Origin of the sequence: Cupriavidus necator, assembly GCF_040578825.1 — a bacterium.
Lineage (GTDB): Bacteria > Pseudomonadota > Gammaproteobacteria > Burkholderiales > Burkholderiaceae > Cupriavidus > Cupriavidus necator_E.
Genome location: NZ_JBEFLI010000053.1, coordinates 1 through 15,843, shown reverse-complemented (window position 1 = coordinate 15,843; position 15,843 = coordinate 1). Strand labels below are relative to the sequence as shown.

General features: G+C 66.9%; 19 protein-coding genes. 13 read left to right on the top strand and 6 right to left on the bottom strand.

What is annotated here, in order from left to right:
- Positions 1-48 precede the first annotated feature (48 nt).
- Both AB1I47_RS23280 and AB1I47_RS23275 read left to right on the top strand, forming a co-directional pair.
- Positions 49-273 (top strand): hypothetical protein, encoded by a 225-nt coding sequence (locus AB1I47_RS23280; protein ID WP_354686075.1) that lies wholly within the window; start codon positions 49-51, stop codon positions 271-273.
- 50 nt (positions 274-323) lie between these two features.
- Entirely contained in the window at positions 324-566 is a 243-nt protein-coding gene (locus tag AB1I47_RS23275; RefSeq protein ID WP_354686074.1) for a hypothetical protein, read from the top strand.
- A gap of 54 nt (positions 567-620) precedes the next feature.
- Here the strand turns inward: AB1I47_RS23275 and AB1I47_RS23270 are convergent, their stop codons facing one another.
- Positions 621-1,400 carry a class I SAM-dependent methyltransferase gene (locus AB1I47_RS23270; RefSeq protein ID WP_354686073.1) on the bottom strand — a complete coding sequence of 260 codons (780 nt, stop codon included), beginning with the start codon at positions 1,398-1,400 and terminating at the stop codon, positions 621-623.
- 244 nt (positions 1,401-1,644) lie between these two features.
- Here AB1I47_RS23270 and AB1I47_RS23265 point away from each other — a divergent pair, with 244 nt between their 5' ends.
- The 10 genes from AB1I47_RS23265 (at position 1,645) to iscX (ending at position 8,490) form a co-directional block, all read left to right on the top strand.
- On the top strand, positions 1,645-2,133 hold the full coding sequence (locus AB1I47_RS23265; protein WP_354686072.1) for a low molecular weight protein-tyrosine-phosphatase: 489 nt from the start codon (positions 1,645-1,647) through the stop codon (positions 2,131-2,133).
- A 268-nt stretch (positions 2,134-2,401) separates the two neighbouring features.
- A complete protein-coding gene (iscR, locus tag AB1I47_RS23260; protein ID WP_354686071.1) occupies positions 2,402-2,956 on the top strand; it encodes a Fe-S cluster assembly transcriptional regulator IscR in 555 nt (184 codons plus the stop codon).
- Positions 2,957-3,013: 57 nt separating this feature from the next.
- Positions 3,014-4,237 carry an IscS subfamily cysteine desulfurase gene (locus AB1I47_RS23255; RefSeq protein ID WP_354686101.1) on the top strand — a complete coding sequence of 408 codons (1,224 nt, stop codon included), beginning with the start codon at positions 3,014-3,016 and terminating at the stop codon, positions 4,235-4,237.
- Between the two features lie 66 nt (positions 4,238-4,303).
- Positions 4,304-4,702, top strand: a complete 399-nt coding sequence (gene iscU, locus AB1I47_RS23250) for a Fe-S cluster assembly scaffold IscU (RefSeq protein ID WP_354686070.1) — start codon at positions 4,304-4,306, stop codon at positions 4,700-4,702.
- 41 nt (positions 4,703-4,743) lie between these two features.
- Positions 4,744-5,064 carry an iron-sulfur cluster assembly protein IscA gene (iscA, locus tag AB1I47_RS23245; protein ID WP_042884782.1) on the top strand — a complete coding sequence of 107 codons (321 nt, stop codon included), beginning with the start codon at positions 4,744-4,746 and terminating at the stop codon, positions 5,062-5,064.
- A 25-nt stretch (positions 5,065-5,089) separates the two neighbouring features.
- The gene (locus AB1I47_RS23240; RefSeq protein ID WP_354686069.1) at positions 5,090-5,323 is read left to right on the top strand and encodes a DUF3565 domain-containing protein; all 234 of its coding nucleotides are present in this window, start codon (positions 5,090-5,092) and stop codon (positions 5,321-5,323) included.
- 67 nt (positions 5,324-5,390) lie between these two features.
- A complete protein-coding gene (gene hscB, locus AB1I47_RS23235) occupies positions 5,391-5,909 on the top strand; it encodes a Fe-S protein assembly co-chaperone HscB (protein ID WP_354686068.1) in 519 nt (172 codons plus the stop codon).
- Positions 5,910-6,016: 107 nt separating this feature from the next.
- The gene (hscA, locus tag AB1I47_RS23230; protein ID WP_354686067.1) at positions 6,017-7,882 is read left to right on the top strand and encodes a Fe-S protein assembly chaperone HscA; all 1,866 of its coding nucleotides are present in this window, start codon (positions 6,017-6,019) and stop codon (positions 7,880-7,882) included.
- Positions 7,883-7,922: 40 nt separating this feature from the next.
- The gene (gene fdx / locus AB1I47_RS23225; protein ID WP_354686066.1) at positions 7,923-8,261 is read left to right on the top strand and encodes an ISC system 2Fe-2S type ferredoxin; all 339 of its coding nucleotides are present in this window, start codon (positions 7,923-7,925) and stop codon (positions 8,259-8,261) included.
- 34 nt (positions 8,262-8,295) lie between these two features.
- A complete protein-coding gene (iscX, locus tag AB1I47_RS23220; protein ID WP_022534172.1) occupies positions 8,296-8,490 on the top strand; it encodes a Fe-S cluster assembly protein IscX in 195 nt (64 codons plus the stop codon).
- Positions 8,491-8,564: 74 nt separating this feature from the next.
- Here iscX and AB1I47_RS23215 read toward each other — a convergent pair whose 3' ends face one another.
- The 4 genes from AB1I47_RS23215 to prfB form a co-directional block, all read right to left on the bottom strand.
- Positions 8,565-9,311 carry a glycine zipper 2TM domain-containing protein gene (locus AB1I47_RS23215; protein WP_354686065.1) on the bottom strand — a complete coding sequence of 249 codons (747 nt, stop codon included), beginning with the start codon at positions 9,309-9,311 and terminating at the stop codon, positions 8,565-8,567.
- 250 nt (positions 9,312-9,561) lie between these two features.
- Complete coding sequence (gene lysS, locus AB1I47_RS23210) at positions 9,562-11,115, bottom strand: lysine--tRNA ligase (RefSeq protein ID WP_354686064.1); 1,554 nt, start codon at positions 11,113-11,115, stop codon at positions 9,562-9,564.
- A 50-nt stretch (positions 11,116-11,165) separates the two neighbouring features.
- A complete protein-coding gene (locus AB1I47_RS23205; protein WP_354686063.1) occupies positions 11,166-11,924 on the bottom strand; it encodes an SDR family oxidoreductase in 759 nt (252 codons plus the stop codon).
- A gap of 127 nt (positions 11,925-12,051) precedes the next feature.
- A protein-coding gene (prfB, locus tag AB1I47_RS23200; protein ID WP_354686062.1) for a peptide chain release factor 2 occupies positions 12,052-13,156 on the bottom strand; the annotation gives its coding sequence in 2 pieces (ribosomal slippage) (positions 12,052-13,074 and positions 13,076-13,156; 1,104 coding nt in all).
- Between the two features lie 203 nt (positions 13,157-13,359).
- Here prfB and AB1I47_RS23195 point away from each other — a divergent pair.
- Positions 13,360-14,073 (top strand): peptidoglycan DD-metalloendopeptidase family protein, encoded by a 714-nt coding sequence (locus AB1I47_RS23195; RefSeq protein ID WP_354686061.1) that lies wholly within the window; start codon positions 13,360-13,362, stop codon positions 14,071-14,073.
- 34 nt (positions 14,074-14,107) lie between these two features.
- On the opposite strand, the gene recJ is transcribed toward AB1I47_RS23195, so the two are convergent.
- Complete coding sequence (gene recJ / locus AB1I47_RS23190; protein WP_354686100.1) at positions 14,108-15,814, bottom strand: single-stranded-DNA-specific exonuclease RecJ; 1,707 nt, start codon at positions 15,812-15,814, stop codon at positions 14,108-14,110.
- Between the last annotated feature and the right edge of the window lie 29 nt (positions 15,815-15,843).

Genomic DNA, 15,843 nt, shown 5'->3' with positions numbered 1-15,843 from the left:
CGACCGCAGATCGGCGCGCGCAGCGAAAGCCGCAGCGGAGGAGACAAGATGGAACGCCAGTTCGAATACGGTGGTTACGCCGTCGTGGTCAGCGCGGTGCCGAATGCAGCCGGCGGGTTTGCGGCGCAGCTACGCATCGCCGATGCCTTCGGCGAGCCCGCGGCCGGTCCCACCTACGAGGCGATCGCGGGCGATGCCCCCACGCAGGAAGCAGCCGTCGCCATGGCGGAAGCTGCCGCCATGCGGGCCATCGACGCTGGCGAGGTCAGCTAGCCCGCGCTGTCATGCCCCACAATTCGCACATACTTCCCGAGGAGAACACGATGCCCGACATCGGCGAATGGAAGAAGAAGGTCTACGAAACCCACGAAGTGCAGGTCCAGGTGAAACCGCGCTCGCAGACCGAATGGTCGTACACGGTGCGCGTGTGCCGCCCCGGTACCAATATCCGCGCCGCCGGCACGCTGACCGAGAGCTCAAGCATTACCGAGCACTACAAATCGCGCGAGGCCGCGGAAGTGGCCGGCTTCGCGCACGGCGACCGGCTGGCCAAACAGCTCGCCTAGACGTCCGCCACGCCGGCGGCCGATGCCGCGGCGCCGGTCCTGACGGCGCTGTGCTCAAAGTTCGTAGGCGATGGTGCGCATCACGCCGCGGCCTTCCGGCACTTCGCACAGCACGCGCGCGGAGCGCACGCGCAGGTTGAACGGCGGCGCGGTCACGATCACGCCGCTGGGCGGCCGGCCCCATAGCCGGATCGCGGCGCCGGGCGCCTTGTCGATGTTCGGGACGAAGCCGCCGCCCGGCGGCAGTTGTTCGGTCAGCACCAGCGCGCGATACTGGTCGAGCTTGTCCAGCACCCGGGCGATGCGGGCATTGTCGAGGTGCTGCAGCACCAGCCGCACGAACACCACGTCGCCGGCCGGCAGCGGGTCGCTGGCGATATCGAGGCAGCGGAAATCGACGTCCAGCGCGGCATGGCGCCGACGGTTGGCTTCCATCATCGATTCCACCACGTCGCAGGCCACGTAGCGCCCGCATGCGGGGCGTAGCTGGCTGCCGATATGGAAGTCGCCGCAGCCCAGGTCGACCACGTCCGGCGGCGCGCCGAAGGTCTTGAGCCATGCCGTGACGCTGGAGATATAGGCGCTGGCGATCACGGGGTTGTGCGTGCCGTTGCCGCTGTAGTGCTCCGCATGGCCCTTGGCCGCGCCCCACGCCTGCGAAGCGTAGACATGCGTGAAGATTTCGGCGGGCGTCTTGCCCTGGTACAGCTTCGCGTCGCGTCGCAGCGCGCGGGAGTGATACAGGTCCATCGCCCAGCGGGGCACCAGCGGTTTCACCAGGCGCTTCGCGCGCTGCATCAGCCGAGGCTGCGAGGATGGGGTAGGGGCGTTCACCGGGGGTTCTCCTTGCAGGGGCTGCGGCGCATTCCGGCAAGTTGTCAGGCCTGCCGGCGCTCAGTGGATTCCCGGTGGACTTTAGGGGGCGGCATGCGGGCTGGCGGTGGGCTTGCGCACATAACCTGGCAAGGACAGCGCGGCAGCGCCGGCGCGCCGGCGACGCGGGCCGCAGCGGGTAGAATTCCGGCTACCCCCGCATCGCCGCGGCGCTCCCTGTTCCATCCCCGCGAGACATGATCCGATGAAGAAATACGCCATCCTGATGTGCTGCATGGGCAATATCTGTCGTTCGCCGACGGCGGAAGGCGTGCTGCGCGCCAAGCTGGCGGCGGCCGGGCTGGAAGACCTGGTGGAACTGGACTCGGCCGGCACGCACGAATACCACCTCGGCCATCCGCCCGATCCGCGCACTCTGCGCCACGCGCTGAGCCGCGGCTATGACCTGTCTCCGCTGCGCGCCCGCAAGGTGGGCATTCCCGACTTCGACCGCTTCGACCTGATCCTGGCGATGGACCGGGAAAACCTGGCCGGGTTGACGCGGTTGCGTCCAGATGCCGGCGACAAGCTGCGCCTGCTGATGAGCTTCGCCACCCGCCACCACGTCGACGAAGTGCCGGACCCGTATTACGGCGAGGGCGATGGCTTCGAGCGCGTGCTCGACTACATCGAAGATGCCTGCGACGGCCTGGTCGAGATGCTGCACCAGCGCCTGCAAGACGGCACCCGCTGAGCGGCGGGCTCTCGCCTGAGAGCCCGCATTTGTGACGTGTGAATCGCGCCGGACTGAGCCGCGCCTTGCGGCGGCGCATCCTGAAATCCCCGCCGGCGCACGTGATGCCGCCTCGCGAGCCATGTCCGGAAACAGTCCCAGGCGCGTGGCAGGCTTGATGCGGTGCGGCAGGGGTAGTTGACTGAATTAGTCGGGTACCTTTATACTTGACGGAAACGATCAAGTATTCGCGTTACCCCAAAAGCGTTTTACCCCAGAGCCCTGCACCATGAGACTGACCACCAAAGGCCGCTTCGCGGTCACTGCGATGATCGACCTGGCCATGCGCCAGGACCAGGGACCGGTCACGCTCGCCGGCATCAGCCAACGGCAAAAGATCTCGCTGTCCTACCTGGAGCAGCTTTTCGGCAAGCTGCGCCGGCACGAGATCGTTGAAAGCGTGCGCGGCCCGGGCGGCGGCTACAGTCTCGCCCGCAAGGCCGAAGACGTGACGGTGGCTGACATCATCATCGCCGTGGACGAGCCCCTGGATGCCACCCAGTGCGGCGGCAAGGGCAATTGTAACGGAGATGACGGCTCCGGGCGCTGCATGACCCACGAGCTGTGGGCCACGCTGAACCAGAAGATGGTCGAGTACCTCGATTCCGTTTCCCTCAAGAACCTGGTGGACCAGCAGCGCGAACGCCAGCCGGCGGTGCTGCACGACATGCGCGAGGAAGCCGCGCAGCCGGCGGCCGCCACGGCGCGCGGCAAGGCCGACAAGCAGGAAAAGCCGGTTCGTGCGAGAGTGGTGAATTCAGTTTTCAGCCTGGCGCAGTCGTAAGCGAAGCGCGGCGGGCAACGACAGTAATCAGCATCAGCGGTCCCTAACAAGGCAGTCATAACGATGAGCACCCCACATTTCCCCATCTACATGGATTACTCGGCCACCACGCCGGTGGACCCGCGCGTGGCGGACAAGATGATTCCGTACCTGCGCGAGCAGTTCGGCAACCCCGCTTCGCGCAGCCACGCGTACGGCTGGGAAGCGGAGCGCGCGGTGGAAGAAGCGCGTGAGCAGGTGGCCGCACTGGTCGGCGCCGACCCGCGCGAGATCGTGTGGACGTCGGGCGCGACCGAATCGGACAACCTGGCGATCAAGGGTGCCGCGAACTTCTATTCGGGCAAGGGCAAGCACATCATCACCGTGAAGACCGAGCACAAGGCCGTGCTCGACACCACGCGCGAACTGGAGCGCCAGGGCTTCGAAGTGACTTACCTGGACGTGAAGGAAAACGGCCTGCTCGACATGGAAGTGTTCAAGCAGGCGCTGCGCCCGGACACGATCCTGGTGTCGGTGATGCTGGTCAACAACGAGATCGGCGTGATCCAGGACGTCGAGCAGATCGGCGAGATCTGCCGCGCGAAGGGCATCATCTTCCACTGCGACGCCGCGCAGGCGACCGGCAAGGTGGTGATCGACCTGAACAAGCTGAAGTGCGACCTGATGTCGTTCTCGGCCCACAAGACCTACGGCCCCAAGGGCATCGGCGCGCTGTATGTGCGCCGCAAGCCGCGCGTGCGCATCGAGGCGCAGATGCACGGCGGCGGCCATGAGCGCGGCATGCGCTCGGGTACGCTGGCCACGCACCAGATCGTCGGCATGGGCGAAGCCTTCCGCATCGCCCGCGAAGAGATGGCGACGGAAAACGAACGCATTCGCATGCTGCGCGACCGCCTGTGGAACGGCCTGTCGGACATGGAAGAGGTCTACCTGAACGGTGACCTGGAACACCGCGTGCCGCACAACCTGAACGTCAGCTTCAACTTCGTCGAAGGCGAGTCGCTGATCATGGCGATCAAGGACGTGGCGGTGTCGTCGGGTTCGGCCTGCACCTCGGCCTCGCTGGAGCCGTCCTACGTGCTGCGCGCGCTGGGCCGCAACGACGAACTGGCGCACAGCTCGATCCGCTTCACGGTCGGCCGCTTCACCACCGAGCAGGAGATCGACTACACGGTCGAACTGCTCAAGAGCAAGATCGGCAAGTTGCGCGACCTGTCGCCGCTGTGGGAAATGTTCAAGGACGGCGTCGACCTGAATTCGATCCAGTGGGCCGCGCACTGACGCGCCCGCCGGACCAGCACAAATAACAGCAATACCCCCGCAAAAGATACGCACGAGGTAAGCAAAATGTCATACAGCACAAAGGTTCTCGACCACTATGAAAACCCCCGCAACGTCGGTTCGTTCGACAAGAACGACGATGCGGTCGGCACCGGCATGGTTGGCGCGCCGGCTTGCGGCGACGTGATGAAGCTGCAGATCAAGGTCAACGAGGCTGGCGTGATTGAAGACGCCAAGTTCAAGACCTATGGCTGCGGCTCGGCCATCGCTTCGTCCTCGCTCGTGACCGAGTGGGTCAAGGGCAAGACCGTGGATCAGGCGCTGGAGATCAAGAACACCCAGATCGCCGAAGAACTGGCACTGCCGCCGGTGAAGATCCACTGCTCGATCCTGGCCGAAGACGCGATCAAGGCCGCCGTCGAAGACTACAAGAAGAAGCACGGCGACGAGCAGAAGGCCGCCTGATCCTGTCGATCGACAAGCGAAGCACGAAGGAAGACGCAACGATGATCACGATGACCGAGAAGGCGGCGAAGCACGTCGCCCGCTACCTGGAACGCCGCGGCAAAGGCGTGGGCCTGCGCCTGGGCGTGAAGACCACTGGCTGCTCGGGCCTGGCCTACAAGCTGGAATACGTGGACGAACTGGCACCCGAAGACGCGGTGTTCGAATCGCACGGCATCAAGGTCATCGTCGACGCCAAGAGCCTGCCGTATATCGACGGCACCGAACTCGACTACGCGCGTGAAGGATTGAACGAAGGTTTCCGCTTCAACAACCCCAACGTCAAGGACGAGTGCGGCTGCGGCGAGTCCTTCACAGTCTGACGCGCGCCAGCGGACGCAGGCTCCGGTGGAGCGCAGCATTGTCGGGTTCCGCCGGGACGAGGAAGGCCACTGGGTGGCCGAACTCGCCTGCGGGCACGGCCAGCATATGCGGCACGATCCGCCTTGGCAGTCGCGGCCATGGACGCAGAGCGAGCAGGGCCGCGCCGGCACGATCGGCAGGCGCGTGAACTGCCTGAAGTGCGACCGCAACGAACCGCCGGCGGAGTGGGCCCGGGATCGGGCGCGCAAGCCCGCCTGAAGCTGGTGGCAGCGGGCGGCAATGGACAAAGGGGCGGCGCGGCCGCTCCTTTTTCTTGGGGAAGCAGTTGAAAGACGATTTTTTTGCGCTGTTCGGCCTGCCGGTGCAGTACGGTGTCGACGAGGCCGCGCTGGACGCGGCATACCGCACCGTGCAGTCGCAGGCGCATCCGGACCGCTTTGCCAAGGCGGGCGATGCCGAGCGCCGCGTGGCGATGCAGTGGGCCGCGCATGCCAATGAAGCCTACCGCACGCTGCGCCAGCCGCTGCGGCGCGCGACCTATCTGCTGAAGCTGCGCGGTGTCGATGTGCAGGCAGAGAACAACACGGCGATGACGCCCGCTTTCCTGATGCAGCAGATGGAATGGCGCGAGGGACTGCAGGAAGCGGTGGAAGAGCGCGACGTGGGCCGGCTCGATGCGCTGCTGCGCAGCCTGCGCCAGGAAAAGCGCGAGCGCCACGAAGCGCTGGGCGCGCTGCTTGACGCCGGCGACAACGAGGCGGCCGGCAGCGCGGTACGGCAACTGATGTTTATCGAGAAGATCGAGCACGATACCAGCGAGGCCATCGACCGGCTGGAAGACTGACCGGCAAGATTGCCGGGCCCGTGACACAATGGCGCCCGGCGCGAAAACCGCCCCCATGCCGCCCGCATGGCGGTTTCCCCTGCCGCACAAGACAGCGAAGAATTACCATGGCACTGCTCCAGATTTCCGAACCCGGCATGTCGCCGGCGCCCCACCAACGCCGCCTGGCCGTCGGCATCGACCTCGGCACCACCAACTCGCTGGTGGCCGCGGTACGCAGCAGCATTCCCGAAGTGCTGGGCGACGAACGCGGCCGCGCGCTGCTGCCTTCGGTCGTGCGCTACCTGTCGGACCGCTCCACGCATATTGGCTACCGGGCCCAGGACGAAGCGGTGCGCGACCCCAAGAACACCATCGTCTCGGTCAAGCGCTTCATGGGCCGCGGGCTACGCGACATCGCCAATATCGAGCACAGCCCGTACGACTTCGTCGACGCGCCCGGCATGCTGCAGATCAAGACCGCCGCCGGCGTGAAGAGCCCGGTCGAGATCTCGGCCGAGATCCTGGCCACGCTGCGCCAGCGCGCCGAAGACACGCTGGGCGACGACCTGGTCGGCGCGGTCATCACCGTGCCGGCGTACTTCGACGAGGCCCAGCGCCAGGCGACCAAGGACGCCGCGCGGCTGGCCGGGCTGGAAGTGCTGCGCCTGCTCAACGAGCCGACTGCCGCGGCGATCGCCTACGGCCTGGACAACGCTTCCGAAGGCGTCTACGCGGTCTATGACCTCGGCGGTGGCACTTTCGATATCTCGGTGCTCAAGCTCACCCGCGGTGTGTTCGAAGTGATGGCCACCGGCGGCGACTCGGCACTGGGCGGCGATGATTTCGACCAGCGCCTGCTGTGCTGGATCGTCGAGCAGGCGGGCCTGCAGCCGTTGTCGGCGCAGGACATGCGCCTGCTGATGGTGCGCGCGCGTGCCGCGAAGGAAGCACTGTCGGAAAGCGACAGCACGGTGATCGATGCCGTGCTCGATTCCGGCGAGATCGTGCACCTGACGCTGACCGTGGAGATTTTCGACCAGATCACCGCGCACCTGGTGCAGAAGACGCTGGCGCCGGTGCGCAAGGCGCTGCGCGATGCCGGTGTGACCCCTGACGACGTCAAGGGCGTGGTGCTCGTTGGCGGCGCCACGCGCATGCCGTCGATCCGCAAGGCGGTCGGTGACTACTTCGGCCAGACGCCGCTGACCAACCTCGATCCGGATCGTGTGGTGGCGCTGGGTGCCGCGATGCAGGCCAACCTGCTGGCCGGCAACCATGCCCCGGGCGAAGACTGGCTGCTGCTCGACGTGATCCCGCTGTCGCTGGGCGTTGAGACCATGGGCGGCCTGGTCGAGAAGATCATCCCGCGCAACAGCACCATCCCGGTCGCGCGCGCGCAGGAATTCACCACCTTCAAGGACGGCCAGACCGCGATGGCGATCCACGTGCTGCAGGGCGAGCGCGAGCTGGCCAGTGACTGCCGCTCGCTGGCGCGCTTCGAGCTGCGCGGCATCCCGCCGATGGTGGCGGGGGCGGCGCGCATCCGCGTGACCTACCAGGTCGATGCCGACGGGCTGCTGTCGGTGACCGCGCGCGAGACGCATTCGGGCGTGGAAGCGTCGGTCACGGTCAAGCCGTCGTATGGCCTGGCCGATGACGATATCGCGCGCATGCTGCAGGAAAGCTTCCGCGAAGCCGAGCACGACATGAAGAGCCGCGCGCTGGCCGAAGAGCGCGTCGAAGCCGACCGGCTGGTCGAGGCCACGCAGCGTGCGCTGGACACCGACGGCGACCTGCTGTCGGCGGAAGAGCGCAGCGCGGTCGAGGCGCTGATGGCTTCGGTGCGCGAGATCGCCAGCGGCGAAGACCACCACGCCATCCACGCCGCGGTCGAGAAGCTGTCGCACGGCACCGACGAATTCGCCGCCCGCCGCATGGACCGCTCGATCAAGAGCGCGCTGGCGGGGCGCAAGGTGCAGGAGCTGGGCTGATCACCGGGCTCGCACCGCATTACAGATACCAGGACACGACATGCCACAGATCATTGTTTTGCCTCACGTCGAATACTGCCCGGAAGGGACGGTGATCGAAGCCGAAGCGGGCGTCAGCGTCTGCGACGCGCTGCTCACCCACGGCATCGCGATCGAGCATGCGTGCGAGAAATCGTGCGCCTGCACCACCTGCCACGTGATCGTGCGCGAGGGCTTCGATTCGCTCAACGAGGCCGAAGAGAAGGAAGAAGACCTGCTCGACAAGGCCTGGGGCCTGGAGCCCAATTCGCGGCTTTCGTGCCAGGCCATCGTCGATCAGGAAGACCTGACCATCGAGATCCCCAAGTACACCATCAACCACGCCAAGGAAGGCCACTGAGCGGCCGGCACAGACCTCAGCGGAGAAGAACACCATGAAGTGGACCGACACCTACGCCATCGCGGCAGCCCTGTACGACAAGTATCCCGACGTCGATCCGGTCGGCGTGCGCTTTACCGACCTGCGCCGCTGGGTGCTGGAACTCGACGGCTTCGCCGATGTGCCGGAGCGCTCGGGCGAGAAGATCCTGGAGGCGATCCAGCAGGCGTGGATCCAGGAAGCGGAATAATTTCGCGGTAACGAGATAAAGCAAAAGGCCGGCGTGATGCCGGCCTTTTGCTTTGGAGTTTCGCCAGGGCGGGGTCAGCCCCGTACCAGCGCGCCGTTCTCCATATGGACGCGCTCGCCCACCTGCACTGCAGGATCCTGCTCATAGGTAAAGCTGCGGTGGCTGCCGTCATCCATGCGCACCCGCACTTCGTAATGGGTGTCCTTGCTGACCGCCTTCTCGATCTGGTTGCCGGCCACGCCGCCGCCCACCGCACCGACCACGGTGCCGACGATGCGGCCATTGCCCTTGCCGACCTGGTTGCCCAGCAGGCCGCCGACGACGGCGCCGCCGAGTGCGCCCAGGCCGCTGGTGTTGGGCTTCTGGGTCTGGACCGGCGTCACGGAAACAACACGGCCGGCGTGGGGGCTGCCCTTGGCTGCGGGCTGGCGTTCGGTTTCGGCGCGTTGGCTGCTGGTGGCCTCACGCTCACGCTGCGTGGCCTGGCGTGCCGGCGCGCTGCGCGGTGCCGCCTGCGAGGAGCGGTTGTCCTGCTGGGCCGAGCGCGGCTGGCCGTCATCGTAGACCGGCGGGCGCGTGGTGCTGCCCGGTGGGGGCGCGGTAGTGACGGGCAGCGGCCCTTGCGGGTCGGCCTGCATGCTGGCCTGCGGCTGCGAGTCGGGACTGGCCTTGCTGAGCGGCAGCACGCCAGTCACGGCGGCAACGGCGGTCAGGCTGGCAATCACCACGGCCACGGCTGCCGCGCCGATCAGCGGATGCAGCCGGCGTTGCGGCGGCAGCGGGGCAGGGGTGTGGTCGTGCGAAGTGGCTTGGCTCTGCATTGTTCTGGCTCCGTGCGGCGGAGGCCGCGATGGGATGGAACCAGTGTGGCCGAAGCGGGTTGGGTTTTCCGTTTGTTTTTGTAAATATATGTAGGCGAAAAATGCCTTTTATATCAATGGGTTAGGTGCTGATGGCGGGGTGCTTTCGGCGGGCGCTGTAACAACCGGCGGGCTGCCGCGACGTGATTCGAACACTGGCTGGGTACTCCCTCTCCCGCTCGCGACGCTCGCGGGAGAGGGGAGCAACCCATCAGTCTTCCCGCCGCAGGTGCGGGAACAGAATAACGTCCCGAATATTCGGGCTGTCCGTCAGCAACATCACCAGCCGGTCAATACCAATACCGCAACCACCCGTCGGGGGCATACCGTACTCCAGCGCGCGGATGTAGTCGGCGTCGAAGTACATTGCCTCCTCATCCCCCGCATCCTTCTGCTCCACCTGTTTGCGGAAGCGGTCCGCCTGATCCTCGGCATCGTTCAGCTCCGAGAAACCATTGGCGATCTCGCGGCCGGTGATAAACAGCTCGAAACGCTCGGTGATGCCCGGCACCGTGTCGGAGGCGCGGGCCAGCGGCGACACCTCGACCGGGTAGTCGACGATGAAGGTCGGCTCCCACAGCTGGCTCTCGGCGGTTTCCTCGAACAGCACCAGTTGCAGCGTGCCCAGGCCGGCGTTGAGGAACTGCGGCGCGTTGGTGTTGACGCCGAACTTCTTCAGCTCGGTGCGCAGGAACCCGGCATCGGCCAGTTGCGCGTCGGTGTACTGCGGCGCGAACTTCTGGATCGCCTGGCAGATGGTCAGGCGGTGGAACGGCTTCGACAGGTCGAGCTCGCGCTCCTGGTACGTCAGCACGGCGCTGCCGCGCGCATCGATCGCGGCCTTGCGGATCAGGTCCTCGGTGAAGTCCATCAGCCAGCGGTAGTCCGTGTAGGCCGCGTAGAACTCCATCATCGTGAACTCGGGGTTGTGGCGCGGGCTCACCCCTTCGTTGCGGAAGTTGCGGTTGATCTCGAACACGCGCTCGAAGCCGCCGACGATCAGGCGCTTCAGGTACAGCTCGGGCGCGATGCGCATGAACATCTGCATGTCCAGCGCATTGTGGTGCGTGATAAACGGCTTGGCCGCGGCGCCGCCCGGGATCGGGTGCAGCATCGGCGTTTCCACTTCCATGAAGCCCGCATCGGCCATATGGCGGCGCAGCGACGAGATCGCATTGGTGCGGGCGCGGAAGGTGTTGCGCGTTTCCGGCGACACGATCAGGTCCACATAACGCTGGCGGTACTTCATTTCCTGGTCGGCCAGGCCGTGGAACTTGTCCGGCAGCGGGCGCAGCGACTTGGACAGCAGGCGCAGCTCGCGCACCTGCACCGACAGCTCGCCCTTGTTGGTGCGGAACAGTTCGCCACGGGCGCTGATGATGTCGCCCAGGTCCCAGTGCTTGAACGCGGCGTAGACCTCGTCGCCGACCTTGTCGCGCGTGATGTAGAACTGGATCTGGCCGCTGCCGTCCTGCACGGTGGCGAAGCTGGCCTTGCCCATCACGCGCTTGAGCATCATGCGGCCGGCGATGGACACCTCGACCGGGCTGGCTTCGAGCGCGGCCTGGTCGGTGTCGCCGTACTGCGCGTGCAGCGTGGCGGCCTGGTGGGTCGGGCGGAAATCGTTGGGGAAGGCCACGCCTTGCTGGCGCAGCGCGGCCAGTTTCTCGCGCCGCTCCGCGATGATCTTGTTCTCGTCTACGGCGGGCGTTTCTGCGGCGGCCTTGGTCTGGGACTGGGCCTGGGCGCGGTTTGGTTCGGTCATGATGTCTTGTGGGTCGCGCACGGCAGGCCGCGCGCGGGTTCAGTATGGCTTCAGTAGTTGCGGAGATCGTCCAGCTCGGTGCTGCCGAAGTCAGGACGATGCAGGTAGGCGACGATGCGGCCGGCGGTCTCCTCGGCCGAGGCGAGCTGCTGGTTCGCCTTCAGGTCGCGGAAGCGCTGCACCTGGGCGAAGTCGGCGTTGCGGATCTTGTCCTGCATGCCGGTGTCGATCACGCCCGGGGCCAGCGCCACCGCGCGCACGGTGCGCGGCGCCTGCGCCTGGGCGTACTCGGCGTTGACCGAGCGCATGAACATGTCCAGCCCCGCCTTGCCGGCGCAGTAGGCGCTCCAGCCTTCGATCGGGCGGCGCGCCGCGCCGGAGGAGATCGCCAGCACCTTGCGCGGGCAGTCGAACTTCTCGGTGCGCTCCAGGAAGGCCGCGGTCATCGTCATCGGCGCCGCCAGGTTGGTCAGCAGGTGCGGCACCAGCGTGCTTTCCTGCAGCCGCGACACCGGGCCGATCGGCTCGACCACGCCGGCGTTCAGGATCAGCGTGGCGCTGGTCGGCGGCTGGTCGAGCGTGTCGAGCACGCTGGCGAGCCACGTGGCGGCGGGGCCGGCCTGCGACAGGTCCTGCAGGTGCCACGCCACCGGCACGCCGCTCAGCGTGGCGATGCGTTCCAGCTCGTTGTTGCGGCTGCGCGCCACGCAGATCAGGCGGTTGCCCGGCACGAGCAGCGCATTGGTCAGTGCCGCGCCCAGCCCGCGCGAGGCGCCGGTGATGATGTACAGGTGATTGGCTTCGCTCATGGTGCCCCGGTCGGAAAGGCCGCAGCTGCGGCGGTACAGCGATGATCCAGCGATTGCGGTGATGTTGCTGTGCCGCCGCGGGCGCCGCCGCCGCTCAGAAGAGCGGGGCGAACGGCCCGGTACGGCCTTACAGTCCCTGCTTGAGGCTGGCCTCGATGAACGGGTCCAGGTCGCCGTCCAGCACCTTCTGGGTGTTGGACATTTCCACGTTGGTACGCAGGTCCTTGATGCGGCTCTGGTCCAGCACGTAGGAGCGGATCTGGTGGCCCCAGCCCACGTCGGTCTTGCCGGCTTCGAGCTTGTCGGCCTCGGCCTGGCGCTTGCGCATCTCGTGCTCGTACAGGCGCGACTTCAGCATCGACATGGCCTCGGCCCGGTTGCGGTGCTGCGAGCGGTCGTTCTGGCACTGCACCACGATGCCGGTCGGGATGTGCGTGATCCGCACGGCCGAATCGGTCTTGTTGATGTGCTGGCCGCCGGCGCCCGAGGCGCGGTAGGTATCCACGCGCAGGTCCGCCGGGTTGACCTCGACCTCGAACGAATCATCCACCTCGGGGTACACGAACACCGACGAGAACGACGTATGGCGCCCACCCGACGAATCGAACGGCGACTTGCGCACCAGGCGGTGCACGCCCGTTTCGGTACGCAGGTATCCAAAGGCGTATTCGCCCTCGATCTTGATGGTCGCGCTCTTGATGCCGGCCACGTCGCCTTCGGACTCTTCCAGCACCTCGGCCTTGAAGCCCTTGCGCTCGCAGTACTTCAGGTACTGGCGCAGCAGCATCGAGGCCCAGTCGCACGCTTCGGTGCCGCCGGCGCCGGCCTGGATGTCGATAAAGGCGTTGGCCTGGTCCATCTCGCCGGAGAACATGCGGCGGAATTCCATGTCCGCAACGATGTCCTCGAAGCCCTTGACGTCGGCCTCGATCGCTTCGAGCGTGTCGTCGTCGCCTTCTTCCTTTGCGAGTTCAAACAGCTCTTCGGCGCCGCCAAGGTCGTCGGTGAGCTTGCCGAGGACGCTGACCACGGCTTCAAGAGACTTCTTTTCCTTGCCGAGATCCTGGGCCCGCTTGGGGTTGTTCCAGACGTCGGGGTCTTCCAGCAAGCCGTTGACTTCGTCCAGCCTTCCTACTTTGACATCGTAGTCAAAGATACCCCCGTAGATCTTCCGTTCGCGAACGGAGATCGGAGATGGCACCGGAGATGGCGTTGAGGCGTTCTGCTTCCATGATGTTCCTGCGCTTCGAAAACCTTGAATTATAGCGGATCAAGGCGCCGGATCGGGCGCGGGTTCGGGGATTTGGGCCGGTTCGCGGGCCCCGGATGGCGAACGGAACGACCCCGCGATGGTCTATCCGGCGGTGCCGGGCAGCGCACGCGGCGATAATACGCACTGGCAAGCCGCCCCCGGCAAGACAACGAACAGGGACGAATGACGCAAACCAGACATGACATCGAGCCAGGCCGGCGCCGCGCGCTGGGCCTGCTGCTGGCGGCCGCGGCCACGGTCGCGGCCGGCTGCGGCACCATGGACACCGGCCCCGCGCCGGACGGTTTCTACCGCGTGGAACGGGGCGATACGCTTTATTCGATCGCCCGCAAGCACCGCCGCAGCGTGCGCGAGCTGAGCCGCTGGAACCCCGACCTGGCCCGCCAGGACCAGATCGAAGTCGGGCAACTCATCCGCGTGCGTCCGCCCGGCGGGGCGGCTTCAGCTTCGGCCGGCACCGGCCAGGCCGTTACTGAAACCCCGCGCGCGGACAGCGGCGCATCGAAGCCGCCCGCCAGCAGCATCCGCCTGCAATGGCCGGCCGACGGCCGCGTCACCGCCGGCTTCTCGCCGCCGGGCAGCAAGGGCCTGAGCATCGCCGTGCCGGCCAACGGCACCGTGCGTGCCGCGGCGGCCGGGCGCGCCATCCATGTGGGCAACCTGCGCGGCTACGGCATGCTGGTGATCGTCAAGCACAACGACGACTGGCTGACCGTGTACGGCAACCTGGACCAGCCGCTGGTCAGCGAAGGCGCGCAGGTCTCTGCCGGGCAGGACGTGGGCCGCATGGGCGCGAGCCCGAGCGAGCTGCATTTCGAGGTGCGCGGCAACGGCAAGCCGGTCGATCCGGCCGGCTACCTGCCGGCGCGGGGCTGAGCAGGAAGCGGGGCTTGCGCCCCGGGGGGGCACGCTACTGCGCGTGCTCGATCACCATCTGCACTCGCGTGACGCCGTTGAAGGTGTTGTTGTCGAGCCGGTAGGCCACCTGCGCGCTGGCACCGAGCGAATCGGCGTGGTTGAACCAGATCGCGTCGAAACGCTGGCTGCCGCGCCCGAGCTGCAGCTTCAGGTGCTTGCCCTTGAGCACGCTCTGGCGCAGCACGTCGAACTCGCCGCAGAAGGTCGGCGCCGGGAAACCCTGGCCCCACACCTGCTGCTCCAGCAGCGTGACGAATTCCGGGCTGAAGCAGTGGTCCTCGATATCGCCATCGGTTTCGATCACGCGCGCGAGCTGGTCGTCGGTCAGCCATTCCTTGCCGATCGATTCGAACGCATCCTGGAACTCGGCAAAGCGCTCGGCGCGCACGGTCAGGCCGGCCGCCATCGCGTGGCCGCCGAACTTGACCAGCATGCCGGGATGGCGCTTGGACACCAGGTCGAGCGCATCGCGCAGGTGAAAGCCCGGGATCGAGCGGCCCGAGCCCTTGATGGTGGCCTCGTCGCCGGGCGCGAAGGTGATGGTGGGGCGGTGGAACTTGTCCTTCAGCCGTGACGCCACGATGCCGATCACGCCCTGGTGCCAGGTATCGTTGAACACGCTGACGGTAAAGCGTGACGAGGGATCCGGACCGGCAAGACCAGCCATGGGCTGCTCCAGGATCTGCAACGCCTCCTGCTGCATGCCAGCCTCGATATCGCGCCGCTCGCGGTTCATGCTGTCGAGCTCCTGCGCGATTTCCCAGGCGCGGTTGGCATCGTCGGTCAGCAGGCATTCGATGCCGAGCGACATGTCCGCCAGCCGCCCGGCCGCGTTCAGGCGCGGCCCGAGTCCGAAGCCCAGGTCGAAGGTATTGGCGCGCGACGCCTCGCGGCCCGCCGCGCGGAACAGCGCCGCGACGCCCGGCTGCATCCGCCCGGCGCGCATGCGGCGCAGGCCCTGCGCCACCAGGATGCGGTTGTTGGTGTCGAGCTTGACCACGTCGGCCACGGTCCCCAACGCCACCAGGTCCAGCAGCGTCTGCAGCGGCGGCTGGGTCGCCTGCGTGTAGACGCCGCGGTTGCGCAGCTCGGCGCGCAGCGCCAGCAGCACGTAGAACATCACGCCCACGCCCGCCAGGTTCTTGCTGGGGAATTCGCAGCCCGGCTGGTTCGGGTTGACGATCACCGCGGCCTGCGGCAGCTCGGCGCCGGGCAGGTGGTGGTCGGTCACCACCACGTCGATGCCCAGCGCATTGGCCGCGGCCACGCCGTCGACGCTGGCGATGCCGTTATCCACCGTGACGATTACGTCCGGCTGCTGCTTCGCCGCCAGCGCCACGATCTCCGGCGTCAGCCCGTAGCCGTACTCGAAGCGGTTCGGCACGATGTACTCGACCCGCGCGCCCAGCATGCGCAGCCCGCGCACGCCCACGGCGCAGGCCGTGGCGCCGTCGCAGTCATAGTCGGCCACGATCAGCAGGCGCTTGCCGGCAGTGATGGCGTCCGCCAGGTAAGCGGCCGCGTGGCCGATGCCCTTCATCGCCGCGGGCGGCACCAGTTCCGGCAGGTCGGTCGCCAGCTCGGCGGTGCGGGCGACGCCGCGCGCGGCCAGGATGCGGGCCAGCGTCGGGTGCAGGCCGGCAGCGGCGAGCGAGCTGGCGTGTTCGGGGGAATATTGGCGGATGGCGATCCGGGTCATGGGCGGGGCGGCGGTTAGTTGTTTGGAGG